We start from the raw sequence: 24,806 nt of genomic DNA, 5'->3' as shown, positions 1-24,806 counted from the left end.
CTTAACGCTCATGTGCGAACCCGGAAACGCCCTCCGAACCGCTCAGTGGCAATGATGATCAAGCCGGCGGAAAAGATCAGAACCGCGCCGACGAAGACGTTCGAGCCGGGCACGTCGCTCCAGATGAGATAGCCGAGCGCGAAAGCCCAGACCAGCGAGGTGTACTCAAAGGGCGCCAGCACGGAAACCGGCGCGCGGCGCATGCCCTCGAACAGTGCAAACTGGCCGATGCCGGCAAGCACGCCCGTTCCAGCCATCAGCGCGAGGTCGAGGGCCGATATCGGCTGCCAGACAAAGGGCACGACCATCGCTGTGTAGAGGACGAACAGGCCGCTCGATATGACCATTTGCACCTGTGTGCGCTCCTGCAGCGCCGTCTTGCGCAGAAGCACCGTCGCGATCGCCCAGAAGATGGCGGCCTGCAAGGCGAGATAGACGGGCAGCGACAGCTCGATCCCCTTGACCGCGACCCCGCAGGCGATCACCACACCGACGAAGCCGGTCGCGACGGCAAGCCAGCGGTAGCCCGGCACCTTCTCGCCGAGGATCGGCACCGAAAGGATCGTCATGACGATCGGCGAGGCATAATAGAGCGTCGTCAATTCGGCGAGCCCGAGATCGCGCGCCGCCGTATAGTAGGAAAGCCAGGCGGCCAATAGCAGGAGATTGCGCAGGAAGAGCGGCTTCAGCACGGGCGAATGACGCGCGGCCCGAAGGATCGGGCGCCCGCCAAAGGCGAAACAGAGCAAAAAGATCGTGACGCTGCGCACAAAAAGGATCTGCCAGACCGGCAGAGCCACCACGAGCCATTTGACGGAGGCGTCCTGCACGGAAAACAGGAAATAGGCGAATGACGTCAGCAGAATGCCGGAAGAGACGGTCTTTTGCACGGAAGGAACCTCGAGGCACGGCGAAGGCGCGCCTCGTCCTTGATAGCGCGCCGCTCGACGCCGCGAAAGTGGCAGGAAATCACGGGGGAGGAAATTTTTCCCACCCGCTGTATCCTGTCTCGCAAACCACCGCGAAAAGTCCGGAGACGCACAAGTTTACACGTGCAAGCACGGCGGGACGGGTATATGCGCGGACCATGGATTCCAAACGACTCGGCTACGGCTTCACCCTGCTTGCGATCCTGATCTTCAGCCTGCAGGACGCCATTTCGAAACATCTCGGCAGCGCCTATCCGCCTGTCTTTATCGCGATGCTGCGCTTCTGGGCTTTTGCCGCCTTCGCCATGGCGTTGGGCGCACGCAGTCCGGGTGGTTTGAAAGTCGCCGCGGCGACGAAGCGGCCGATCCTGCAAATCCTGCGCGGCATTCTTCTCGCCGTCCAGATCGTCATCACCATCACCGCCTTCACCACCGTTGGCCTCGCCCATTCGCAGGCGCTCCTGGCATCGGGGCCGATCTTCGTCGCGCTGCTGTCGATGCCGCTGCTCGGCGAGCGCGTCGGCTGGCGGCGCTGGACGGCGATCGGCGTCGGCCTGTGTGGCGTGCTGGTCATCCTCAACCCCGCCGGCACCGACTTCGACCTCTCCGTGCTGCTGCCGCTCGCATCCGCGTTGATATTTGCGCTCTATGTGATCGCAACGCGCCTTGTCAGCCGGGATGATACGGCCTCGACAAGCTTCTTCTACACCGGCGTGGCGGGTGCTGCGGCGATCTCCCTCGTCGGGCCTTTCTTCTGGACCAATCTTGCCCCTGTCGACTGGCTGTGGATGGGGCTGCTCTGCATCACCGGCATGTCGAGCCACTATTTCCTGATCCGGGCCTACGATCTGCTCGACGCGGCCGCCGTCCAGCCACTGACCTATCTCCAGGTCGTGCTGGCGGCGATCATCGGCGTCAGCATCTTCGGCGAAACGCTGAACATCAACATGATCGCTGGTTCGATCATCGTCGTCGCCGCCGGCATGTTCACCATCTGGCGCGAAAGCGTGGTCGCCCGCCGGCGCGCCGCCGAAAAGGCAGATATCGACAAAAAAGGAAAATAATCCTTTTTTCTTTACTCGACCCATCTCCTCCGATATGCTTCCGGTCTATCGGACCGGCAGAAGCCGGTCCGCCGCCTTGGCAGGGTTTCTCAAGCATGTTCTCCCACGACCGGATCTGGGCAGCGATCGACGCCCTTGCCGAGCGCAACCAGCTCTCGCCCTCCGGCCTTGCGCGCCGCGCGGGGCTCGACCCGACGTCCTTCAACAAATCCAAACGCCAGGGGGTGGACGGCCGCCAGCGCTGGCCCTCGACGGAATCGATCGCCAAGGTGCTCGACGCGACGGGCGCCTCGATCGACGAATTCCTGGCCAGTACGATACGCGATGCCGCCCTGCCGCAGGGCGCCTTTCCGCCACAGGCGGGCACCATTCCGCTTCTCGGCTTCGCGCAGGCGGGCGCGGGCGGCTTCTTCGACGATGGGGGCTTTCCGGCGGGCCAGGGCTGGGACGTGGTGGAATTTCCCGCCTCGCCCGATCGCAAGGCCGGCGTCTATGCGCTTGAGGTGCAGGGCGACAGCATGATGCCGCTCTACCGCGACGGCGACGTGCTGATCGTCGAGCCAGGCGCCCAGGTACGCCGTGGCGACCGCGTCGTGGTCAAGACCCGCGAGGGAGAGGTCATGGCGAAGGTGCTGCATCGCCAGACACCGCGCACGATCGATCTCGTCTCGCTCAATCCCGAGCACCCCAACCGCAGCTTCGACATCGACGAAATCGACTGGATCGCCCGCATCATCTGGGCAAGCCAGTAAGCGGCGGCCGGTCAGCCGCCGTAGAGGTTGACCGGGAAGTAGCGGAGGTAGATTTCCTGCAGGCGGCCATTGCGCGACAGCGCCAACAGCGCGTGGTCGATGGCGGTCGCAAGGGCTGAATCCTGCTTGCGCAGCATGATCGTCAGCCCCTCGCCGAGGAACGGCTCCGACAGATAGGGACCGTCGAAGAGCCGGCAGCAGCCCGCCGATTCGGTGCCGTTCGTCCAGAAGGCGAGCTGCATGCCGTCGGAAAAGACCGCGTCCAGCTTGCCGTCCCTGAGGGCGGTCAGCAGCGCTGCACGGTCCGCAAAGACTTCCGCCCGCAGGCCCGGGAAAAAGGCTTTCAGTATCGCTTCATGCGCGCTTCCCGTCACGACGCCAACACGTTTGCCCTCGAGCGCGGCCGCGGTCTCGCCGGATGGTGGAGCCTTTCTCGCCACGGCAAAGCGTGCCGGCAGGCGCATGAAGGGGCGCGAAAAAGCAAAACGCTCGCGTAGTTCCGCCGTGACGGCGACGCCCGCCGCAACGGCCTCGCCATTCCCGTCGACGAGTGCCTTTTCCAGTTCCGGAAAGGTCACAGCCTGAATCTGGCACTTTTCCATCAGCGCGAGTTCCCGGCAGATTTCGCGCACCAGATCGACATGGAAGCCGGCGAGTTTGCCGGTCTGGTCGATGAAATTGAAGGGCGGGAAGTCCACGGTCGTGAGGAACCGCAGGCGCACGATACCCGATAGATCGGGCTTTGCGATGCGTTCGCGCGTGTCGAACAGGATCGGCAGATCGACCGAGGGTTTCTCCTGCGCAAACGCAACCGGCGGATTTGTTGCCCCCATCAACAGGCAGAGTGCGAAAAACCCATAGGATTTAAGGGATGAAATTGCTCTGTGCCACATTACAATCAACTTGGGGTTTAAAGGGGGCGCAGCCGCTCACGCGGCAGCGACGGCTGCATGCGACTGGCAGAATATCCCGACGACATCGCTTTCGCCACCGCAATCGGCATCCTGCCGACCGGCCCTGTCCGCCCAGGCGACGAGCCGCAAATTCCCCCACGCCTGATGGCGGAAGCGCGGCTTTTCCGCCGGCTCGGACTGTCCAAGTCGCTGATTTCCGGCATGCTGGTGCGCGCCAGCAGGCATGGCACGACGCTGGAGGCGGAGCTGCTGGCAAGCGGTGTCCTGAAGGAGGACACCTACTACGAGGCGCTTGCCGAAATCCTGCACCTGCCCTTCCTGTCCCGGTTGGATCCGGCACAGGTGGAGGACCTGCCCGGCGCGGACAGCCAGTTGGTCGAACCGAGCATCGTCAGGATCCACCATCCGGCGCGCCCGCCGATCACCGCGATCGTACCCAGCGCCGACCGGATCGAATCCCTCAATGAGCGGCTCGATCTTTCCCCCATGCTGCGCACCATGCTGGCGGCGACCACCCCCTCGGCGCTGCGGACGGCGCTCTGGCAGGCAGGTCGCACGCGACGCCTGCGCGAGACCGTCGATCGACTGTTCGCCACCCTGCCGGAGGCGAGCGCCCGCATCACCCTGTGGGGGCGGCAGGGTTTCTACATGGGCACGATTCTCACCACCCTTCTGGCGCTCGCCATCACAGAGCCCGTCATCGCCTCGCTTCTCCTGCACATCGTGCTCAGCCTCCTCTTCCTCGCGTCCTTCCTCATCCGCTTCCTCGCCCTGCTTGCAAAGCGCAGACAACAACAGGACCAGGCCCTCGGCATTCCATCGACCGGACCGCGACCGGTCTACTCGGTATTCGTGGCGCTCTACCGCGAGGCGGCGGTTGTGCCGCAGCTTGTCGAAACGCTGAACCGGCTCGCCTGGCCCGCCGCCTGCCTCGACATCAAACTGATCTGCGAGGCGGACGACGAAGCGACGCTTTCGGCGCTCGCCGCTATCCGTCTCGGCCGGCAATACGAGATCGTGGCCGTGCCGCCGGGCCATCCGCGCACCAAGCCGAAGGCGCTCTCCTATGCGCTTGGCGCCGCGCGCGGCGCATATCTTGTCATCTACGATGCGGAAGACCGGATCGATCCGCTGCAACTCGACGAAGCCTGGCGAACCTTCGAGGCCGGGCCGTCCGACATCGTGTGCCTGCAAGCGCCGCTCGTCATCACCAATGCGCGCGAAAGCTGGCTGAGCGCTCTCTTCGCCTTCGAATATGCCGGATTGTTCCGCGTGCTGCTGCCGCGGCTCGCCGCCGCCCGGCTGCCGATGCCGCTCGGCGGCACGTCGAACCATTTTCGCACCCGCGTGCTGCAGGAGGTGGGCGGATGGGATCCGTACAATGTTACCGAGGACGCCGATCTCGGCATGCGGCTCTACCGGCTCGGCTACCGCTGTGGCACGATCGAACGGCCGACCTATGAGGAAGCACCCACGACGACGTCGGCATGGCTCGGACAGCGCACACGCTGGTTCAAGGGCTGGTTGCAGACCTGGCTGGTGCTGATGCGGCGGCCTTCGCAGCTCATGCGCGACATGGGCCTCTGGCCGTGCATCGTCTTCCAGGTGCTGATCGGCGGGCTGATCCTCTCCTCGCTCGCCCATCCGCTGCTCTTCGTTTATGTCGGCGTGATCGCCTGGCAGCTTTTCGGGCAATCCGCCCATGTCGCGGGCCCCTTCGAAATCACCCTCATCGCCGTCGATATCGTCAACATCTTCGGCAGCTATGCGATCTTCGTGGCGCTCGGCCGCGCTGGAATGACACCCGGCGAACGCGATGCGGCAGGCCGTTGCTGGGCACTGACGCCCTTCTACTGGCTGCTGATGTCGCTTGCCGCCTGGCGTGCGGTGCGGGAATTGCGCAGCAATCCGTTCTTTTGGAACAAGACCGCGCACCGCCCGGCGCAGACGCCATTACGCGCCGAGCCGGTGGCGGACGCCGGATAGAGGGCTCGGATCAGGGCTTCTCCGTCCAGATCGCCACTCCGACGGGCGCAAGTTCCCGCCCGCCGACAAGGAATTCGGCCGTTGCCGACGCCGGCACGAGAGCCGACGCATTGCCATAGTTGAAGGCGAAATGCAGATTGCCGCGCCGGGCCAGGCGGAGATCGCCGAGATCGGGCAAGCTCTTGATATCCGCCCAGCCGAGCGTATCGCCCATCAGCTTGGACAGGAACTCGCCGCGCGGCAACGTGCCGACATAGCGCGTGCGCTCGTTGCCGATGATGGCGGGCATGCCCTGGCGATGTTCTCCCTCGAAGGTCGCCAGCACCGTCTCGCTCGTCCGGATCAGCTCGCGCCAACCCGTCACCGGATGGCTGGTATTACCGTAGAGAACGGGCTCGCTGTGATATTCGGGCAGGGATTCGACGCGTGTCACGCGGAAATCGATGAGATCGGCAAGTGGGCCGGGCGGCAGGTCGGCGGGGATGTGCATGTCGCGCGTCTTGCTGCCGCTGCGCGGGCCAAACAGCGCCTTGGCGCCGGAGGCCTTGAGGCGAGCAACGAACGACGCATCGGGAATGACGAGATCGGGCGCGAGTACCAGCCTGTAGCCGGAGAGATCGGAATGCTGGCCGATGAAATCCACATCCACGCCGAGACGGGCGACGGCGGAATACCAATCGAGAGCGATCGCCGAGGCGATGTAACCCTGGCCCTGCGGCAGGGCACGGGTGGCAAATCGCGACTCGTAGTCGAGAAGGATGGCGACTTCGGCTTTTTCACGCATTTCGCCCTCAGGCAGGCACATCATCTCCTCGGCTACCTGCGCGACTTCGAGATAACCCTGATCCACCTCGCTGTTCGGTAACAGCAGCCCCGCATGGAACTGCTCCTGCGCGAACGGTGCCTGGCGCCAGCGGAAGTAGGAGACCATGTCGACGCCATGCGCATAGGCAAGCCAGGTCCACAGCCGCACCATGCCATCGGCGGGCGACTGGTTGTGGGCGGCCCAGTTCACCGGCCCCGGCTGCTGCTCCATGACCCAGACCCGACCACGGCCGACGGCGCGGTAGAGATCGTGATTGAAAGCCGTCTGGTCCGGATCGCCGACGCGCAGATAGCGCGCCTTGTCTTCCGCGCTGAGCCGGCCGTTGATCAGCCCGCCCAGCGGATAGACATCCCAGGAGGCGATATCGATGTCTTCGCCGACCGTGTAATGGTCGAAGTCGGTATTCTGGTTCATGAAATTGTGCGTGACCGGGCGGCCCGGCGAATGCCGGCGAATGATATCCACCTGCGCCTTGTTGAAGCTTTTCACCTGGTCCGACGAGAAGCGGAAGTAATCGACGAGATGCGTCGGGGTCGGCTCCTCGACGAGGTTGTTGGGCAGGTCCACCGCGTCAAAACCGTTGTAGTGCATGCTCCAGAACTGCGTGCCCCAGGCGCGGTTCATCTCCTCGATCGTGCCGTAGCGGGCGGCGAGCCATTCGCGGAAGCCGTGCTTCGCCTCGTCGGAGTAGCTGTGGATCGTATCGTGATCGCCATATTCATTGTCGGTCTGCCAGGCGTGCACGAAGGGGTTTTCGCCATAGCGGCGCACCATCGCTTCGGTGATGCGGGCGGCTTCCACGCGGTAGCGGCGGCTGGAAAAACAATAGTGCCGGCGTGCGCCGAACTTGCGCACCACGCCGCGCGCGTCAACGGCCAGGATATCCGGGTAACGATCGACCAGCCATTTCGGCGGCGCGGCGGTCGGTGTGCCGAGAATGACCTTGAGGCCGGCGCAGCCGAGCACCTCGATCGCCTCGTCCATCCATTCCCACTGGAAGGTGCCGGACTGCGGCTCGATATGCGACCAGGCGAATTCACCGATGCGCACCCAGGCAAGGCCGAGGTCCACCATGCGGCGGGCGTCCTCGTCCCATTTTTCGCGCGGCCACTGTTCCGGATAATAGCAGACACCAAGCTCCAGCATTCCGGTCGTCTGTCGACCGGCGTCGAAACGGTTCTGTCTGGTCAGCGGCTTATGCACGTGCAGTATCCTTGTCATCAACGGCGCTTGGGACGCCGCCATCGTTACGATCGCGATTGAACCTTGGTCTCGCGTATTTAATTCTCGATCGACGCCGTCACCACGCCACGGCCCGGCCGTCGTAAGCCCGGAAGCTTCCGGTCTGCGCCAGCGTCGTCCCGTCGATCAGCATCTTCAGACCCGCGGCGCTGACGCCGACATCGATGGCCGCTTCCTCGCCGCCCATATCGGTGCGCACCCAACCGGGATGCAGCGAGATGACGGCGATGCCGTCGCCGCGGAAATCCTGGGCGAGCTTGACCGTCGCCATGTTCAGCGCCGCCTTGGAGCAGCGATAGGCATAATCGCCGTCGTCATCGTCGAGCGTGCCTTCCTCAAGCGAGCCGGCGCGGCTACCGATGTTGACGAGCACCTTGCGCCTGCCGGCCAAGAGGTTCGGCCGAAGCGCGCGGGCGACAAGCAGCGGGGCGAGCGCGTTGATGCGCATGACTTCCAGGAAATCCCCCTCCTCCAGCGAAGAAAGGCCACCGGTATCGCCGCGGATCGCGGCATTGTTGATGACGATGTCGATCGGCTGGCCGGCGAGCTTTTCGCCGAGCATTGCGATGGAACCGGCATCCGCCACGTCGAGTGGCATCGCGCCCTCCGTCGCTTGCCGCATGCAGGCGATGACACGGAAGCCAGCCGCCGCATAGAGCGCGGCGAGCGTTCGGCCGAGACCGCGCCCGGCGCCGGTGACAAGCACCGTTCCGGCATCCTTCTCAGCGGTGTTTGACATCATATTTCTTCTCGATCAGGCTGACGAGGCTCGCGGCCGCCAGCGTCAGCAGGATGTAGAGGATGGCCGCCGAATTATAGGGGGCGAAGGGCAGGAAGCTCGCCGACTGGAACTCGCGCATACGCTGCGTGATGTCGCGGATCGACAGGATCGACAGCAGCGACGTGTCCTTCAGGATGGCGATAAGCTCGTTGCCGAGCGGCGGAATGACGATACGGAAGGCCTGCGGCAGGATGACGAGCCGCGCCGTCTGCCAGCGGTTGAGCCCAAGGCTGGATGCGGCCTCGATCTGGCCGGCCGGAATGGCATTGATGCCCGATCTGAAAATCTCGGCGAGATAGGCGGAATAGGCGATCGCCATGGCGACGATGCCGCGCACCAGGTTCGGCGGATCGAACACACCCGCCGTCGCGTCCTTCAAGGCACCCGACAGCGGCAGGCCGACATAGAGCACGATGACGAGCATGGGGATGCCGCGGATCGTATCGACGATGAATTCCGAACCGATCGACAGGGGATGGCGATGATGCAGGAAGCCGCCGAGTGTCAGGAGGCCGAGCGCGATGGCAACGACGGCGAAGGTGATGCCAGCCGCCCGGTCTCGGTCGTTCAGTGCCTCGACCTGCCAGAGGCGCGGCCAGTCGGCGGGAACCGCTGCGGCCGGCAGCAGCGCGCCGCTGACATCCTCCTTCTTCGCGACGGTCTCGACCGCCTGCTCGGGGGTGACGAAGGTGCGCACCGGCGTTTCCGTCGTCGGCCCGCCGTCATAGCGGCCAAAGCGCACGGCGCTGATCAGGCTGGCGGGCGTGTTGGTGACGATGCCGATCTTGCCGTCCAGCGTGCCGGCGAGCACGTAGTTGTCGCGCGGCTGCATAAGGAACCATGCCGACAACGCCGCGAAGAGCGCTGTCATGCCGATGAAGAGCAGAAGGCTCTGCCTTGAATAACGCAGCTTCAAGAGTCCCACCCAGACGAGACCGAGAATGGCCGCCAGGATATAGGCGGCGATCGCCGCGCGGATGGTAGTGGCGAGACCCGAGGCGAAAGCGAGATGGGCAAAGAGGAAAACGAAGACCAGGCCGGCGCCATTGACCGCACCGAGGATCCACGCCCCTGCCCGGCGTGCAACGCTTTCGGACGGAACCGGCGCGCGGCTGCCGGCAAAGGTGAGGCCCAGACCGGCCAGCAGCAGCACCGCATAGAGGGGCCAGATCCAGGCCTCGACACCGCGCACCAGGAGGTCGGCGGCGTCCGTCAGCTGACGGGGCGTCGCGCCCTTGACGACGAGATCGGATTTGAACGGATCGACGCCGTTGGCGACCACCGACGCGATGAAGGGATGAACGAGATCGCCGGCGAGGATCGCCGCCGTCGCCAAAAGCCCGATGAGCCCTGCGGCGAGCGTCAGCCGAGGTCGGGCCGCCTTCCGGCGCGAAAGGAGAAGAACGGCAAAGCCGGCGGAAAAGGCGACGGCCAGCAGCAGGAAGCCCGGGACCAGGACGCCCGACCCGAGTTCGACGCCCAGGATCGCCCGCAGCGAGCGCTGGTAATCCGGCGAGGAGGCAAACAGATAGACAATGAAGGGCAGCGCGGCGAGGATCACCAGATTGCTGGGTCTCACGCTTCTGACAAACGACATTCCGGCCTCCGGCGCAAGGCGTCGCGCCACGCGGCGTCGAGGCCCTCTTCTTGCTTTTTCACGTTCCGGGGCAAAATCTGCGCCATCGGAAACCATCTCGGGATTGGAAAGAACCGCCGGAAGCGCCTATGGCCCCTCCGGCGGAAGAACCTTACTTCAGGCCCCAGTATTTGGCGATGATCTGGTCGAGCGTGCCGTCGTCCTTGATCGCCTTCAGCCCTTCGTTGAAGGCCGCGACATTCTCGTCGCTCTTGCGAAACACGAGACCGAGAGGATCGGATTCGAGATTCTTGATGGAGGCGACGAGCTCGCCGGCGAACTCCCGCTCATAGGCGGCGGCATTCGCGCCATTGATCACGACGCCATCGACGTCCTTGTTCTTGAGCGCGATGATCGCAGCGCTGAAACTGTCATAGGCAGCGACGTTTTCCTTGCCGACGACGCCTTCGGCGACCTGCGCATCCGTCGTATTGGCCTGGGCGGAAAGCCTCCTGCCCTCGGCCTTGAATTTTTCGAGCGTGATGCCCTGGTCTTCGGCGCGCGTCAGCACGGCCTGGCTGTTGATGATGTAGGGCTCGGAGAAATCCATCGCCTTCTTGCGCTCATCGGTGATCGAGACGCCGGAAGCAACGAGATCGAAATTGCCCTGGTCGAGTGCAGCGAAGATGCCGTCCCAGCCCGTCGTGACGAATTCCGCCTGGCAGTTGATCTTGGCGCAGATGGCATTGACCACATCGACATCGAAGCCGACGATCTGCCCGCTTGCCGGGTCGATACTCTCCATCGGCGGCGACGTCGTGTCGGACCCGACCTTCAGCAGCTTGCCGCCAAGATCGGCCGCATGGACGCCTCCGGCCGCAAGAACGGCCAGCGCCAAAGTCGCAACGAATTTCCTCATCTCTTCCTCCTCAACCATCGGCACCGCCCCCAAATGGCCGGCACTCGACAAATCCCTGGGGCAGCGCGCGAAAAGCTCCACCCCATCCTGCAAGGAGCGTAACAAGGAATAAAAACGTTTTCAAGAAAAATAAAAACGTTTTTATTTCGAAAACGCCGGAAATTTGACCCGAAACTTGCCGGATATGGAGGTTGGCCTGCGCGGCATTGCAACAGAGGCGGCTCAGGCCGTTGAACGCGGCTCGATCCCGAGGACTTGCCAGGATGCCGGCGTGTCGGCGGAGACGGTAATCGCGACAGGATTGCCCACGACGGCGGAATGGTGCTTGGGGGGCAAGCCCGCATCCGGCCCCACGCTTCTGACGGCGTCAGGCGTCACGATGTCCCCCACCTTCAGATCCCTTACGAAATAGAGTGACCGCCTGAATTTGACGTTGCCCATCTCGCTCGACTTGCGTCCGCAATCTACACGGCCGAGCGTATGCCAGACAGTCTTCGCTCCCTGACAAAGCGCGGTGAATTCCGCCGGTTCCAACGAAAAACTGTCGTCCAGCCCGCCGTGAGACCGGTCTATCGTGAAATGCTTTTCCGATCACGCAAGCGCCCAGCGCCACGCTGGCGGTTGCCGTCGTGTTGTCCAGCATATGATCGGAAAGACCGGTGCCCAAGCCGAACCGGCGGATCATGTCGGGTATCATGGCGAGATTGTAGTCTTCCGCCGGTGCCGGGTATCCTGGACGCGGAAGCACGACAGCCGCCAAGAGATTCTATGTCGTTGCAGCCAACGGTGCGGCGTAGAGCGTGTCAGATGCGGGATCGACGGCTGCAACGCGTAGAGGCAGTCATCCAGCGGCAGCAACATGTGCCGCCGGAACGCAACGACCGTCGTTTCCTCGGCCCGCGTCAGAACCGTCGAGCGCGGTTCCGTTGGCCCGGTCTTCATATCCTCGACCGTTGCACATTTCCGCCACTTTGCCACCGTCTTGGGATTGATGCCCAGTTCCCGGCTCAGCTGCGCGGGCGAAGCTTGCGATCGCTGTATTGCTGCTCTAACGGCGCGCGTGGTCGTGGCGCTGCCATGACGAACTTGTCCCATAGCGCTACCTTCCAGTCCTTCGACAGGATCGCACCATCAAACCGTGGGATCAAATACATAGGGCTTCCCCCTGTGATCGCGGCAACAATAAGCCATTACACTCCGGGACTAAACACGTAGTCTTCGGACGCAAATCGGCTATGCATGCGGGTATTGAAACAACACCGCTGGACAGTCAGGATGAGCTATCTGTTTTGCGCGCTTGTCGCGCAACATGAGGGCCAGGAAGCAGAAGTCAACAAGCGCGACTCCATTCTAGGGCTCCTGCGCGCGCAACTGGAACTGCTCCGACATCGGCAGCACGGCGCTTCTTCGGAAAAGATCGACTGGAAGATCGAGCAATTTGAACTGATGCCGGAGGAGATCGAGGCCTCCCGCACCGAGGCTGAGATGCGCTCCAGGAAAGCTCCTTTGCCGGAGTTGGACGACGCATCGGACAAGCCGAAGCGCAAACCATTGCCCGATAGTCCTCCAACCGAAGAGCGGGTCTATGCGGCGCCTTGCACTTATCCGACCTGTGGTGGCACATCGTTCCTGAAGCCGGCTGACAAGATGGCCCAGGTGATGGGGCACGTGCCGGTGCCCGTCAAGATTGTCCGCCATGTTGAAAAACGCATGATCTACAGTGACTGCGATGCGACAGCGGCAGGCGCAATGCCGATCCTGCCGATCGAGCGCGGCAAGCCGGGACCGGGGTTGCCTGGCGCATATCATGGCCGCCAAATCCGACGATCACATCCCGCTCTGCCGCCTATCCGAGATGTACGACCGGCTGGGAATAGACATCTCCCGCTCCATCATGACGGACTGGGTCGGCCGCGTGTCCGTTCTGCTTGCGCCGCTCTTCCTGCTGATCAGGGCACATATTGCGGCGGTCGCTCGATCACGCGAAATGCGTTCGCTGGACGCTGCCGTATGAACGATGCGGTCTCTGAAGATTTCAATTCGGGGGCAAGAGCTTCTTTCGCCAGGCGTAAATCTGCTGCGGAAGAACGTCGTGCCGGCGCGCTACATCCGAAACGCCACCTTCCGCGCGGAACGCTTCTTGCAATACAAAAAGCTTCAGTTCCGTGGACCATCGGCGCTATCGCTTGGCACCCGCAAGGATATCAACCTCGCCATTCATACCTCGCCCGTTACGTCACAAATGAATCATCTGTATCGTAACTTGCGCCAAATCCGCACTCAACCAAAACCGGCTCACCGGACGCCCACACCAGAAAAGAACAGAGAATACGGCCAAACACCTTGAACCGGTTGGAGCGGGTAGCGGGAATCGAACCCGCGCGTTCAGCTTGGGAAGCTGACAGGCTACCATTACATCATACCCGCAGCGCAGCGCCGAGGCCGCAGTCATTCAACAGTTCGCCGAGTGAGTCAAGGCGGAGGCGTGTGCGGGCGGCTTCAAGCGATAGTCACTCTTTCAGGACACCTGTCGTGAATGCCAGAAACAGCAGGCGGCCTCTACTCGCTTGATTTCCTCGTCCGCCAGATCGATGCGGGTCGTCGCGTTTTTTGGGAACACACCAAATGGGAAGAGGCGAAGAAAATCGCGTCGGGTACTTTCTGCAAAGAAGAGATTGCAGTATGGAAAGGGAAGAAGAATGGGCGATTACTATATGGCTGTGCTTCCGCTTTGCTTTTGATTTCCTGCCACGTCATTGAGTGATGCTTGCAAAGCGAAAGCTGGAAGAATGCTCGTCATGAGGCATTAGACACAAGACCCCGCAGTCACGCATGACATCGGGTTTCATTCAGGGGGAGCCGCGATGGCAATCGCAAGCGGGCTAGAGACCCGAGTCAATTCCTATACAGTGTCTGAGCAGTCCAGCCCGCGAATCACAGCACTGTCGGACGGCGGCTGGGTTGTTGCGTGGATGTCCAATGTTCCGGACGGACCCAGCTGGGGTGTCTATCAGCAGGCCTACCAAGCCGACGGCACACCGCAAGGCAGTGAAACGCAGGTCAATTCCTATACGTCCGGTAATCAGTACCGTCCGCGGATCACAGCACTGTCGGACGGCGGATGGGTCGTTACATGGGTGGACGCCGGCCTGGAAGGATCCAGCCAGGACGGATCCGGCCCTGGCGTTTACCAGCAGGCCTACCACGCCGACGGCACACCGCGAGGCAGCGAAACGCAGGTTAATTCTTATACGCTGTATAGTCAGTACGATCCGCAGATCACAGCACTGTCGGACGGCGGATGGGTCGTTACATGGGTGTCCATCGGTCAGGACGGACCCAGCTCTGGCGTTTACCAGCAGGCCTACCAAGCCGATGGCACACCGCAAGGCGGTGAAACGCAGGTTAATTCCTATACGTCCGGTGATCAGTACGATCCGCGGATCACAGCACTGTCGGACGGCGGCTGGGTCGTTACATGGGTGTCCATCGGTCAGGACGGATCCGGCTCCGGCGTTTACCAGCAGGCCTACCACGCCGACGGCACACCGCAAGGCGGTGAAACGCGGGTTAACTCCCCTGCGTTCAGTGGTCAGTATCACCCGGAGATCACAGCACTGTCGGACGGCGGATGGGTCGTTACATGGGAATCCAATGGTCAGGACGGATCCGGCTATGGCGTTTACCAGCAGGCCTACCACGCCGACGGCACACCGCAAGGCTGCGAAACGCAGGTCAATTCCTATACGTCCGGTAATCAGTACCGTCCGCGGATCACAGCACTGTCGGACGGCGGCTGGGTCGTCACTTGGACGTCCAATGGTCAGGACGGATCCGGCTATGGCGTTTACCAGCAGGCCTACCAAGCCGACGGCTCGCCGCAAGGCGGTGAAACGCAGGTTAATTCCTATACAACGCACAATCAGGCCGATCCGCAGATCACAGCACTGTCGGACGGCGGATGGGTCGTTACATGGGTGTCCTATGGTCAGGACGGATCCGGCTCCGGCGTTTACCAGCAGGCCTACCAAGCCGACGGCACACCGCACGGCAGTGAAACGCAGGTTAATTCCTATACGGCGGGTATTCAGTACGATCCGCGAATCACAGCACTGTCGAACGGCGGCTGGGTCGTCACTTGGACGTCCAATCGTCAGGACGGGAGCCAATTGGGTGTCTATCAGCGCACGTTTTGGCTGAACGACGGTCCGACGGTTGAGAGTCGCATTGCCGACCAGCCGGCAACCGAAGACAAATCGTTCTCGTTCACCGTTCCGGCCTCTACCTTTGCCGATGCAAACACGCTCGACACGCTGACCTACAGCGCCACGCTCGAAGACGGAGATGCGCTGCCGGGCTGGCTGACCTTCGATCCCGCGACCCGCACCTTCTGGGGCACGCCTGCCAACGGTGATGTCGGCGAGATCAGCGTCGTGGTGACGGCAACCGACGCAGGCGGCCTATCGGCCAGCTCCACCTTCACGCTAACCGTCACCAACACCAACGATACCCCGACCATACCGGTGAACACGACCGTATCGACCTTCGAGAACGCGTCGGTTCTCATCGACGTGCTCTCCACCGCACAAGACGTGGATGTTGGCGACACACTGGCTGTCACTGCCGCCTCGGTCCGTACCGGTTTCGGCTCCGTTTTCATCGATGACGACGGCAGGCTCCTCTACGACCCGACGACCGCGCCGAACCAGAATATCGCAGCTGGCGAAACACGCACGGTCCTCATCCGCTACACCGTCTCGGATGGCAACGGCGGCACCAAGACGGCCTATGTGACGATGACGGTCAACGGTATTTCTCCGGACATCTTCAAGGGAACCTCGGGCAACGACGTATTGAACGGCAGCACCCACGACGACATACTCTACGGTTATGCCGGCAAGGACACGCTCGATGGCAAGACCGGCGCCGACAAAATGCGCGGCGGCGCGGGCGACGATACCTATGTGGTTGATCATACCGGAGACACTGTCGTGGAGCGGGCGGGCGAAGGCACTGATCTGGTCAAATCCTCGCTCAGCTATACACTCGTCTCCAATGTCGAGAATTTGAGATTAACCGGCACTGCAATCAGCGGCACCGGAAACGGCTCCGCCAATATCCTGACCGGCAATAGAGCCGACAACACGCTCGACGGTAAGGCGGGCGCAGATCGAATGATCGGCGGCAAGGGCAACGACACGTATGTGATCGGCAGCGTCAAGGACGAAGTGGTCGAAAAAGCGGGCGAGGGCGCCGATCTCGTCAAGGCTTCAGTTTCCTTCGCCCTTGCCGCCAATGTCGAAAACCTGACGCTGACGGGTAGCAGCAAGATCAATGGCACGGGGAATACCCTGAACAATACCATCCTCGGCAACGCTGGCATCAACACGCTTTCCGGCGGAGGCGGCAACGACAAGCTCAAGGGGTACAAGGGTAACGACACGCTATACGGAGGCAGTGGGGCCGACGATCTCTATGGCGGCAGCGGCAAAGACACCTTTGTGTTCAAATCAAAGACCAATTTGAACACCTCCAAAACAGCAACCGATACGATCTTCGACTTCTCGCAATCGCAGAAGGACATCATCGACCTCTCTGCGATCGACGCCAACACGAGGAAGGGCGGAAATCAGGCTTTCACGTTCATCAAGTCCGACGGATTCCACGACAAGGCGGGCGAGCTTCGCTACGAGAAGAAGGCATCGGACACTTATATCTACGGCGATACCGATGGAAATGGGAAGGCAAACTTCGTCCTCCACTTTGACGACGCTCTTAAACTGACAAAAGCTGATTTCCTGCTGTAAGGCTCCGCATACGATCGCAAAAGCGAACTGTAGCGCTGGAAACGGCGCTACTTCTCCATCCGGAAAGTTTCGACCCGCGCAACCGACATCCTCAAAGCTCGCTCCTGCCCTCCTCCACCCGCAGGCCTCGTAAAAAGCTATCGCTTGATCGTCCAGCTCAACGGCCTCCAGCCGACGACGACCGGCAAGCACTGCATTATGCAGAAGGCATGGCCCTATCCGATTGCCTCGAAATCGAGCGTCTCCCTAGACGTAACCGAGGAACTTCACTTTTGACCTTCCAATTTTGGATCGCCAGCCAAACCCGGCTTCAACGCCTCCAAAACCGTCGGCGGAAGATCAGCAAGTTCGAGGTCCGAAAGCATTCGAGGCTCACTCCCGTCAGAAAGGAACTGAGCTTCATACGGTGAGCCATCCTCCATGGTACCGTTACAGCGCACCTTTGCTGGCACTCCTTGAAAAGGATTTTCATAACGACATCTTCCGAACGCCTTCGTCCTCGACGGAGGAACGCCCTCGATCCCTAGATTCAAAAGGATCATGTCGACGCGTGTTTCATCCGTGTCAGCAGAAGGGTTCGGAAGATCTTCTCCGCTGATGGTCAGCACGGCTTTATAGCTGATGAAGAAATAGAACCCGACGCGACCATTCGCGTGGCCCGAATTCAATAGCTTGCCTTCGCAGATATTTGAAAAGTCGCGGGCGGATGCAATGAGCACGCTGCATTTGCCTGTCAGTATGCCGACGTACACACGCTCTGCGGAATACGAAGTCGCTCCATTACCCAGGAAGCACGCAAACGCCACCGCAATTGCGCAAATTTTTAGTCGAGGCATTGTCGATGTCTCATCAGATTATTTTGATGCTTTGAGATAGCAAGATATCGTGAGCGTCCGATGGCGCAAAAGCAAGGATTCCAAACGCGAGCAAAGCGCCGCCATTTCGGTCGTTCCAGCTTTGGTTTTCTTTCCCACGAACGGACGTCCGATGCACGCTAGCCGTCTAGCAATATGCGAGAACAGACCTCAACCACGTCGTCTTCTGCCCTAATTGAGAGAGGAAAACCTGCAACATCCAGTATCTTGCTTTTCAGGCTCACCAATATTCCTCCTTCGGCCAATAGGCACCTTGGGCTTTGCCCCCAACTGTGCTCCTACACCAAACTTCTGGCTTTACTGTCAGGCAGAAGCGACTCTCCAGCCTAGGAGCATTGAAAGCATCTAAGGTTGCAGATACACGACAAACTCCATATAGCTTTCAACTTCTCATGGCGGGGGATTTTGTGAGAATGAGTGACAGAACTGCGCTTGATACAGCAATCAAGATGCTCTCCAGCAGCGATAATGCAATCGGCACCTATGTCCTCGGCTCGGTTGGCGAAACGATGGTCGGCAGCTCGGGAACCGACTATCTGGAGCTTAACCTATCCTCCTTTACGACTCCGATTTCGATACGATTGGCAGATCAAGAGCTCTCCAAACTTCATCTTGGCGCGAATACATACATACAGGGCTTTGAGACATTCAACCTGACTACGGGAAGTGGCGCAGATACGCTGGATTTGCGAAATTTCACCCTGAAAACCTATGCCTTTGATGAGTGGAATACTCCAGATAGCTCTTTCGATCTGTCTGCAGGCAAGGATACGGTTTTCATTTCATCGGCGACAAGGGGGACCGCAGTTATCTACAACGCCGAGATCCTCAACGCTGATTTTTCCCTCTTCGATCGACACGTTACCATTTACGGAGGGGGCGTTTGGACAAACGAAGATGACATCAATATCCAGTTCCCTGCCGGTCAGCTCACCGCCATCACGGCAACAGGTGGCTCCGGCGGCGATACACTTTCGGGCACCGACGGTTCAGACACACTTAGCGGCGGAGCGGGTAAAGACCAACTCAGAGGAAAAAATGGCGCTGACACCCTGATTGGCGGCACTGGAAACGACGAGATCGATGGTGGCAAAGGTGGAGATCTGGCCATTTATTCGGGCTTGCGCGCAAACTTCCTCATCACACTCAACGGAGACGGCACCGCCTATATCAGGGACCTGCGATCGGGCAAGGTAAACCTCGGGACGGACAAACTCGTCAACGTCGAAAACGTCAAATTCGATGATGGACAATTTATTATAAGCGACATCGCCACCAATCGTGCTCCTTATGACCTCGAATTCGGCAATCAACAAATTTCCGAAAAGATGTCTGTCAACACTCTCCTGGGGTTTATCAGTGCTTTTGACCCGGAGGGCGATCGTATAACATACAGCCTGTCGTCCAATCCCGGCGGCAAATTCAAGATCGTCGGCAGTGAAGTTCGGCTCAATGCCCCGCTCGATTATGAGACGACAAAAAGCTACAGCATCACGATCGTTGCAACGGATACCAAGGGCGCAAGTACATCTGCGAGCTTCGTATTCGATGTGCTCGACATGGATGAGGCACCCGTTATTTCATCCAACGGCGGTGGATCAACAGCATCAATCACCGTCGATGAAAACACGAGAGCTGTTACCAAGGTTGTTGCAGCAGACCCCGAGCGGAAGCCGGTGACCTATTCAATCTCCGGTGCCGATTGGGCTCTTTTCAATATCGACGCAAAGACCGGAGCCCTTTCCTTCAAGGCAGCTCCTGACTACGAAACGCGCCGAGACGCAGGAAAGGACGGCATCTATGTCGTGAAGGTCTGGGCCAGCGATGGCTGGCCAAGCGGCAGTCAGGCCATCAAGATCAAGGTCGATGACGTCAATGAGGCGCCGAATAACGTTACTCTTAAGGGCACGGCAGTCGCTGAAAATGCGACTGTCGGCACGATCGTCGGCACGTTTTCGGCCGAGGATCCCGAAGGCGGCAAGTTGACCTACAAATTAACAGACGATGGCGGTGGATTTTTCAAGATCGTCGGCGACAAACTGATCGTCGCCAAGGCACTCGATTACGAAAAAACTCATTCGGACACTATTCAGATTCAGGCGAAAGATGAAAACGGCCTGTACACAACGAAGATTTTCTCAATTAATATCAAAGATATCGCGGAGATTCGGGCACCAACTGATGGCGGGGTGATCAAGGGCGGTAGCGGGTCGGATATTCTAGAAGGCCGAGCTGGCAACGACACCCTCTTTGGTGGTGCTGGTCGTGATATTCTCAAGGGTGCGGGCGGCAGCGACAAGCTGTATGGGGGGAGCGGCGCCGACGATCTTTCCGGTGGCAATGGTCGGGACATCTTTGTGTTCAAATCACAGACCGACCTGACAACATCAATCAACGTAACCGATACGATCTTCGACTTCTCTCAACCCCAGAAGGACGTCATCGACCTGTCTGCCATCGACGCCAATATGGCGAAGAGCGGAAATCAGGCCTTCACTTTTATCAAATCGGATGCCTTCACCGGTAAGGCAGGTGAGCTTCGCTATGAGGAGAAGGCGTCTGACACCTATGTCTACGGTGACACCGATGGAAATGGGAAGGCGAATTTTGTACTGCATTTTGACGATGCTCTTAGGCTGACAAAAGCCGATTTCCTGCTGTAGGCGAACAGGAGGCGACCTATGAGATGGGTGGCAGCGCTGGAAACAGCGCTACATCCCCATCCGGAAAGTTTCGACCCGCATCCCACCGACATCCTCAAAGCTCTCGCCTGCACTCTTCCATCCACAGTCCTCGTAAACAGCTATCACTGCCCATTAAACGCAGCAACCTCAAGCCTGCGACGCCACCAAGCATCGCGTTGCGCAGAAGACATGTCCCAAACCGACTGTCTCGAAATCAAGCGCCTCCCTAGACGTAACCGACGAACTTCACTGTTGACCTGCCGACTTTGGATCACCAGACAAACCCGGCTTCAACGTCTCCACAACGGCCGACGGAAGATCAGAAAGTTCAAGGTCCGTAAGCATTCGAGGCCCACTCCCGTCCGTCACAAACAGAGCTTCAAACGGTGCGCCATCCTCCATGGTGCCGTTACAGCGCACCTTTGCTGGCACTCCTTGAAAAGGGTTGTCATAGCGACATTTGCCGAACGCATTCGTCTCCGATGGAGGAACGCCCTCAATCCCTAGATTCAAAAGGATCATGTCGACGCGCGTTTCATCCGTGTCCGCAGAAGGGTTCGCAATCCGTCGACGACAATTGTACCAGTAGGTAAGTGCATCTTTTTCCGTCAGTGTCGCGCCCTCGATGAACGCTTTGACGATGACGTCCTGCTCCGTGCCCTCAAGCTTTTCGTAGATCGCCAGGGCGGTATCGATTTTGGATTTTCCAGCCTCGATCATTTTCCGTCCTTCCGCGACCGCTACTGCGATGACAGCCTTGTCGGTCGGAACGGTTGCGGTCGGTTTTGCCTTGCTCATGTCGCCTCTCCTTGTTCGGTGAGGCGAGGGTCCATTTTGTCACCGGGTTAGACAACGCGGATAGATTTGCAGGAACCGATGAATAGCTCTGAAATCAGACCCCACTTGAACACGACCGCAGGCATTTTAAAAAAGCGCGATTTAAATCGTTTTGGAGAATTGAGGAAATTGGTCAGCACCCTCGGCTGGAATTGGTCTCGAATGACGACTGTTCCTCTGGAAGACCATCCGGGAACGAGGTGGGCGATTCCTGGTGCCACTCGGGTGCACCGCAACTCATCACGACCATTCGCAAGACCATTTCGTAAACATCGGCTTACAAAAGGTCCGTTCCTTTCGAGACTGGTGCGATTTCTGTGCTGCTCGCTGTCAAAAATTCCGAGGAAATTCGCGAGCAGGAACGTTCTTAAATCACTGATTATATTTGTAAATATGTGATTACAACCAGCTTACACAAGCATTGCGAGCATCCCTTGGGAAGCTGACAGGCTACCATTACATCATACCCGCATGGCAGCGCCGAGGCAGCAGTCGTTCAACAGTTCGCGGGCTGTGTCAAGCGGAGGGGAATGCGTGTAGAATGTCGGCGGCAGGGCGTTAAGACAGCTGCAACCACGGAAACAGCGCGAAGCGGGTGCATGACAGGTATTTGAAAACGCCCACTAAGCCCTTCAAAAAAGCCTTAGGATCAATGCCCCCCAAACGGGTGATGCGATAGCGGCAACCATCGGGAATATTCCCTCATTGAAATATATATGGAGATCGGCTGTCGTGACTAAAATTGCCTACCTAAAGATCGGTATCGATCTTGAACGATTTTCGTGGGGCGAAGGACAGCAACCGGACGACTTTTGGAACCATTTCAATTATGAGCCGGTAACATACGGCGGTGTCGATCTAGCCGGATGGGATAAAAACTATCCATTTTCCACAATCTACGTTCCAAATAACTACGGAGTTGGCGGCGGAAGCGGGGAAGGCTTCACAGAAGCGTTTGTCGCGCATATGAATATCCTCGAAGACTATATTCTTGAGGTTGATGCACAACCACCGGAGGAAATGTCTTATGAACCCCCAACAATCACCTACGTTATTCACGCTGGCGATCAGAGCTACACAAGCAAGCTAGTCACATATTTCTGGGCTTGGGCATATGTGTATGGCGAGGCCTTGTTCACCGAAAATGGTGATATCCGAAATCTCAACACGCTTAATCCGTCTGACTTCGAATTCGACTCTGCGAACTCGTCTTTGAGTGGTTCAGATACCGTTCACCTACCCGAAACTGCCGCCAAATGGCAGGCTTGGGGGATATTGTCCTCTCAAAATATGTATTCGTTTAACGCAGGAGGAGGCAGTGACAAAGTATATGGCGGAAATCTTAATGATATTATTTATGGGGAAAATGGTAACGATACGCTTATTGGCAATGCCGGAAACGACACGCTGATCGGTGGGTATGGCAATGACGATCTGGATGGGCTTGACTACATTAAAGGCATCAAGAATACATCCGACGAACTCTTTGGAGGAGCCGGATCGGATAACTACTACGTCGATAATCATGACAGCGTTGATCGCCTAGAATCGAAAGATGTATTATATTTTCTCTCAAAAAACCACATTGATGGGATTCTTGTATCCTTTAATGGAAAGGAAACCACTATAGAAATATTCAATGATGATCTAAAAACCAAGGAAACCGTTCGCATAACCGAGGGGATCAGCTCGACCCTCCTTGGAGCCGATGTTACTAACACCTCTGCAGGATCGAGCATCGCCCTGTGGCGCAAAGACACATCTAATCCGTCAACCGACCCGCGCGAAAAATACGCGTTCGACCCGACCGCGGCTCGCGCTCGAGACGAAAAGCTGGCGCAGTCCATATTCAATTTAAATAAGGAAATCCTAAAGGACGCATCAGGAGAACTCCTGGAGCGCAGCCTTGATATTCAGCTTGAGCAAGGTCTCAAAGAGTTGCTCCCTGCCGTCCTTCAAGGTGTCGGAAGAACACTTAACATCTTCCTCAAACTCAAGGAGTTCAACGACGAAGCCATTCCTGTTTTGGCCAAGGCATATTCCGGAGGTTATAAAAATACCAGTGAATTTGCGGCTGACTACTCCATTGCCATGGCCAAGATTTTTATCCCCGGAGCTGGCAGCGCCATCAAACTTGGTGAGCTCGCTTATATCCATGTGACAAATCAGATTGAAAGGGCCGTTCAGCAAGTCGCTAAAACCTTTCTGAATTCTTGGAACCGTTATGGAGACAGCAACGACAACGCTACCGGGACAGCAGGTCCAGACTATTTTTATATGCGAGGAGGAGACGACTCGGCCAAAGGGCTGGGAGGCAATGATGTGTTCAAGGGCGGCTCAGGTAAGGGTAACGACCTTTATGATGGAGGGCCCGGAACCGATACGGTCAGCTACGAAAGTGCATCTCGCGCGGTTGCCGTTGACCTCAACGAGGGGACGGCGTCGGGTAAGGACATCAATAAAGATAGACTGATCTCGATTGAGAACGTTTTTGGCGGTGCCGGCTCTGATGTTTTAGTGGGCAACAGCAAAGCAAATGCGCTCTGGGGTGGCTCTGGAAACGATATCCTCATTGGCCGTGGTGGCGCAGACCGGCTGGTGGGCGACGCAGGCAAGGATACGGTCTCTTATACTCACGCAAATAAAGGCGTAACCGCAAATCTCGCGAATTCCTCACTCAACACCAATGATGCCAAGGGCGATACGTACAAGTCGATCGAAAACCTCACCGGCTCGAAATATGCCGATAAGCTTTATGGCGATAGCGGCAAAAATGTTCTGGCTGGCGGATCGGGCAATGACAAGCTCAAAGGGGACAAGGGTAACGACAAGCTGTATGGAGGCAGTGGCGCAGACGATCTCTATGGTGGCAGCGGCCAGGACGCCTTTGTGTTCAAATCGAAAGCCGACTTAACCACCTCCAAAACAGCAACCGATACGATCTTCGACTTCTCACAATCCGAGAAGGACATCATCGACCTGTCTGCTATCGACACCAACACGACGAAGAGCGGAAATCAAACTTTCACGTTCATCAAGTCCGACGGATTCCACGGCAAGGCGGGTGAGCTTCGCTACGAGAAGAAGGCAGCGGACACATATGTCTACGGCGACACCGATGGAAATGGGAAGGCGAATTTCGTCCTCCACTTTGACGACGCTCTTAAACTGACAAACGCCGACTTCCTACTGTAGGCGATCACGAAGCCATCTATAAGCAACCTGTAGCGCTGGAAACGGCGCGGCTTCTACATCCGGAAAGTTTCGACCGCATCCCACCGATATCCTCAAAGCTCTCGCCTGCCCTCCTCCACCCGCAGGCCTTGTAAAAAGCGATCGCTCGGACATTGAGCACAGCGACCTCAAACCGACGACCACCGGCAAGCACCGCGTTATGCAATAGGCATGTCCCGATCCGATTGCCTCGGAATCGTTTAGCAACGAACAGTGAAAAATACCCCGCCGTCAGCCACGGCAACCACACCGACGATCTCACCACCTGCGACAGCAACGTCTGAGAATGGCAAGAACACGTCGATGGCCTGCCCGATCGGCTGATCTGGGTTTAATATTAGCGCATACTGAAGTTCTGATCGCTACTGCCGGAGTTGATG

Annotated in this window: 18 protein-coding genes, 1 tRNA gene and 2 pseudogenes; 8 read left to right on the top strand and 13 right to left on the bottom strand. The window is 58.9% G+C overall.

Annotated features, from left to right (window positions below; translation table 11 throughout):
• Window positions 1-8 precede the first annotated feature (8 nt).
• The gene (locus MUO32_RS17725; protein WP_257949697.1) at window positions 9-890 is read right to left on the bottom strand and encodes a DMT family transporter; all 882 of its coding nucleotides are present in this window, start codon (window positions 888-890) and stop codon (window positions 9-11) included.
• A 197-nt stretch (window positions 891-1,087) separates the two neighbouring features.
• On the opposite strand from MUO32_RS17725, the gene MUO32_RS17720 reads away from it, so the two are divergent.
• The gene (locus tag MUO32_RS17720; protein WP_257949696.1) at window positions 1,088-1,993 is read left to right on the top strand and encodes a DMT family transporter; all 906 of its coding nucleotides are present in this window, start codon (window positions 1,088-1,090) and stop codon (window positions 1,991-1,993) included.
• 95 nt (window positions 1,994-2,088) lie between these two features.
• Window positions 2,089-2,745, top strand: coding sequence for a helix-turn-helix transcriptional regulator (locus tag MUO32_RS17715; protein ID WP_257949695.1), 657 nt, complete (start codon window positions 2,089-2,091; stop codon window positions 2,743-2,745).
• Between the two features lie 11 nt (window positions 2,746-2,756).
• Here the strand turns inward: MUO32_RS17715 and MUO32_RS17710 are convergent, their stop codons facing one another.
• Window positions 2,757-3,638, bottom strand: coding sequence for a transporter substrate-binding domain-containing protein (locus MUO32_RS17710; RefSeq protein ID WP_374708676.1), 882 nt, complete (start codon window positions 3,636-3,638; stop codon window positions 2,757-2,759).
• 57 nt (window positions 3,639-3,695) lie between these two features.
• Here MUO32_RS17710 and MUO32_RS17705 point away from each other — a divergent pair, with 57 nt between their 5' ends.
• Window positions 3,696-5,645: a glycosyltransferase family 2 protein gene (locus tag MUO32_RS17705; RefSeq protein WP_257949694.1), complete on the top strand. Its 1,950-nt coding sequence runs from the start codon at window positions 3,696-3,698 to the stop codon at window positions 5,643-5,645.
• 10 nt (window positions 5,646-5,655) lie between these two features.
• On the opposite strand, the gene MUO32_RS17700 is transcribed toward MUO32_RS17705, so the two are convergent.
• The 6 genes and pseudogenes from MUO32_RS17700 to MUO32_RS17675 form a co-directional block, all read right to left on the bottom strand.
• Window positions 5,656-7,674 (bottom strand): beta-galactosidase, encoded by a 2,019-nt coding sequence (locus MUO32_RS17700; RefSeq protein WP_257949693.1) that lies wholly within the window; start codon window positions 7,672-7,674, stop codon window positions 5,656-5,658.
• A 97-nt stretch (window positions 7,675-7,771) separates the two neighbouring features.
• A complete protein-coding gene (locus MUO32_RS17695) occupies window positions 7,772-8,419 on the bottom strand; it encodes an SDR family oxidoreductase (protein WP_308311310.1) in 648 nt (215 codons plus the stop codon).
• Window positions 8,420-8,435: 16 nt separating this feature from the next.
• A complete protein-coding gene (locus MUO32_RS17690) occupies window positions 8,436-10,091 on the bottom strand; it encodes an amino acid ABC transporter permease (RefSeq protein ID WP_257949691.1) in 1,656 nt (551 codons plus the stop codon).
• 151 nt (window positions 10,092-10,242) lie between these two features.
• Complete coding sequence (locus tag MUO32_RS17685; RefSeq protein WP_257949690.1) at window positions 10,243-10,989, bottom strand: transporter substrate-binding domain-containing protein; 747 nt, start codon at window positions 10,987-10,989, stop codon at window positions 10,243-10,245.
• Between the two features lie 222 nt (window positions 10,990-11,211).
• Window positions 11,212-11,523 (bottom strand): SAF domain-containing protein, encoded by a 312-nt coding sequence (locus MUO32_RS17680; RefSeq protein WP_257949689.1) that lies wholly within the window; start codon window positions 11,521-11,523, stop codon window positions 11,212-11,214.
• Between the two features lie 225 nt (window positions 11,524-11,748).
• Window positions 11,749-12,084 (bottom strand): annotated as a pseudogene (locus MUO32_RS17675) (IS481 family transposase); the annotation flags it as partial.
• Between the two features lie 152 nt (window positions 12,085-12,236).
• Here MUO32_RS17675 and MUO32_RS17670 point away from each other — a divergent pair.
• A pseudogene (locus MUO32_RS17670) lies at window positions 12,237-12,967 on the top strand (transposase); the annotation flags it as partial.
• Window positions 12,968-13,024: 57 nt separating this feature from the next.
• On the opposite strand, the gene MUO32_RS29385 reads toward MUO32_RS17670, so the two are convergent.
• Both MUO32_RS29385 and MUO32_RS17660 read right to left on the bottom strand, forming a co-directional pair.
• Window positions 13,025-13,135, bottom strand: coding sequence for a transposase (locus MUO32_RS29385; protein ID WP_374708675.1), 111 nt, complete (start codon window positions 13,133-13,135; stop codon window positions 13,025-13,027).
• A gap of 207 nt (window positions 13,136-13,342) precedes the next feature.
• Window positions 13,343-13,416: transfer RNA gene (locus MUO32_RS17660), tRNA-Gly, on the bottom strand.
• Between the two features lie 109 nt (window positions 13,417-13,525).
• Between MUO32_RS17660 and MUO32_RS17655 the strand changes: the two genes are divergently transcribed.
• On the top strand, window positions 13,526-13,753 hold the full coding sequence (locus tag MUO32_RS17655; RefSeq protein WP_257949687.1) for a hypothetical protein: 228 nt from the start codon (window positions 13,526-13,528) through the stop codon (window positions 13,751-13,753).
• Window positions 13,754-13,853: 100 nt separating this feature from the next.
• A complete protein-coding gene (locus MUO32_RS17650; protein ID WP_257949686.1) occupies window positions 13,854-16,796 on the top strand; it encodes a putative Ig domain-containing protein in 2,943 nt (980 codons plus the stop codon).
• A 266-nt stretch (window positions 16,797-17,062) separates the two neighbouring features.
• Here MUO32_RS17650 and MUO32_RS17645 read toward each other — a convergent pair whose 3' ends face one another.
• Window positions 17,063-17,515, bottom strand: coding sequence for a hypothetical protein (locus MUO32_RS17645; RefSeq protein ID WP_257949685.1), 453 nt, complete (start codon window positions 17,513-17,515; stop codon window positions 17,063-17,065).
• A 569-nt stretch (window positions 17,516-18,084) separates the two neighbouring features.
• Here MUO32_RS17645 and MUO32_RS17640 point away from each other — a divergent pair.
• The gene (locus tag MUO32_RS17640) at window positions 18,085-20,334 is read left to right on the top strand and encodes a cadherin domain-containing protein (RefSeq protein WP_257949684.1); all 2,250 of its coding nucleotides are present in this window, start codon (window positions 18,085-18,087) and stop codon (window positions 20,332-20,334) included.
• Window positions 20,335-20,601: 267 nt separating this feature from the next.
• Here MUO32_RS17640 and MUO32_RS17635 read toward each other — a convergent pair whose 3' ends face one another.
• Complete coding sequence (locus MUO32_RS17635) at window positions 20,602-21,153, bottom strand: hypothetical protein (RefSeq protein WP_257949683.1); 552 nt, start codon at window positions 21,151-21,153, stop codon at window positions 20,602-20,604.
• 771 nt (window positions 21,154-21,924) lie between these two features.
• Here MUO32_RS17635 and MUO32_RS17630 point away from each other — a divergent pair.
• Window positions 21,925-24,387 (top strand): M10 family metallopeptidase C-terminal domain-containing protein, encoded by a 2,463-nt coding sequence (locus tag MUO32_RS17630; RefSeq protein ID WP_257949682.1) that lies wholly within the window; start codon window positions 21,925-21,927, stop codon window positions 24,385-24,387.
• A gap of 16 nt (window positions 24,388-24,403) precedes the next feature.
• On the opposite strand, the gene MUO32_RS29380 is transcribed toward MUO32_RS17630, so the two are convergent.
• On the bottom strand, window positions 24,404-24,676 hold the full coding sequence (locus tag MUO32_RS29380) for an N-acetyltransferase family protein (RefSeq protein WP_374708674.1): 273 nt from the start codon (window positions 24,674-24,676) through the stop codon (window positions 24,404-24,406).
• Window positions 24,677-24,806: the final 130 nt, after the last annotated feature.

This window comes from Shinella sp. CPCC 101442 (assembly GCF_024704725.1).
GTDB lineage: Bacteria > Pseudomonadota > Alphaproteobacteria > Rhizobiales > Rhizobiaceae > Shinella.
The sequence above is the reverse complement of the archived record's forward strand: the minus strand, read 5'-3'. Positions and strand labels throughout refer to the sequence as shown.

Excerpts from the sequence above, each read along its gene's own strand:
- MUO32_RS17650 (WP_257949686.1), top strand. The coding sequence starts at position 13,854 with ATGGCAATCGCAAGCGGGCTAGAGACCCGAGTCAATTCCTATACAGTG.
- MUO32_RS17720 (WP_257949696.1), top strand. The coding sequence starts at position 1,088 with ATGGATTCCAAACGACTCGGCTACGGCTTCACCCTGCTTGCGATCCTG.
- MUO32_RS17690 (WP_257949691.1), bottom strand. The coding sequence starts at position 10,091 with ATGTCGTTTGTCAGAAGCGTGAGACCCAGCAATCTGGTGATCCTCGCC.
- MUO32_RS17710 (WP_374708676.1), bottom strand. The coding sequence starts at position 3,638 with ATGTGGCACAGAGCAATTTCATCCCTTAAATCCTATGGGTTTTTCGCA.
- MUO32_RS17655 (WP_257949687.1), top strand. The coding sequence starts at position 13,526 with ATGCCAGAAACAGCAGGCGGCCTCTACTCGCTTGATTTCCTCGTCCGC.
- MUO32_RS17705 (WP_257949694.1), top strand. The coding sequence starts at position 3,696 with ATGCGACTGGCAGAATATCCCGACGACATCGCTTTCGCCACCGCAATC.
- MUO32_RS17635 (WP_257949683.1), bottom strand. The coding sequence starts at position 21,153 with ATGAGCAAGGCAAAACCGACCGCAACCGTTCCGACCGACAAGGCTGTC.
- MUO32_RS17715 (WP_257949695.1), top strand. The coding sequence starts at position 2,089 with ATGTTCTCCCACGACCGGATCTGGGCAGCGATCGACGCCCTTGCCGAG.
- MUO32_RS17640 (WP_257949684.1), top strand. The coding sequence starts at position 18,085 with ATGAGTGACAGAACTGCGCTTGATACAGCAATCAAGATGCTCTCCAGC.
- MUO32_RS17685 (WP_257949690.1), bottom strand. The coding sequence starts at position 10,989 with ATGAGGAAATTCGTTGCGACTTTGGCGCTGGCCGTTCTTGCGGCCGGA.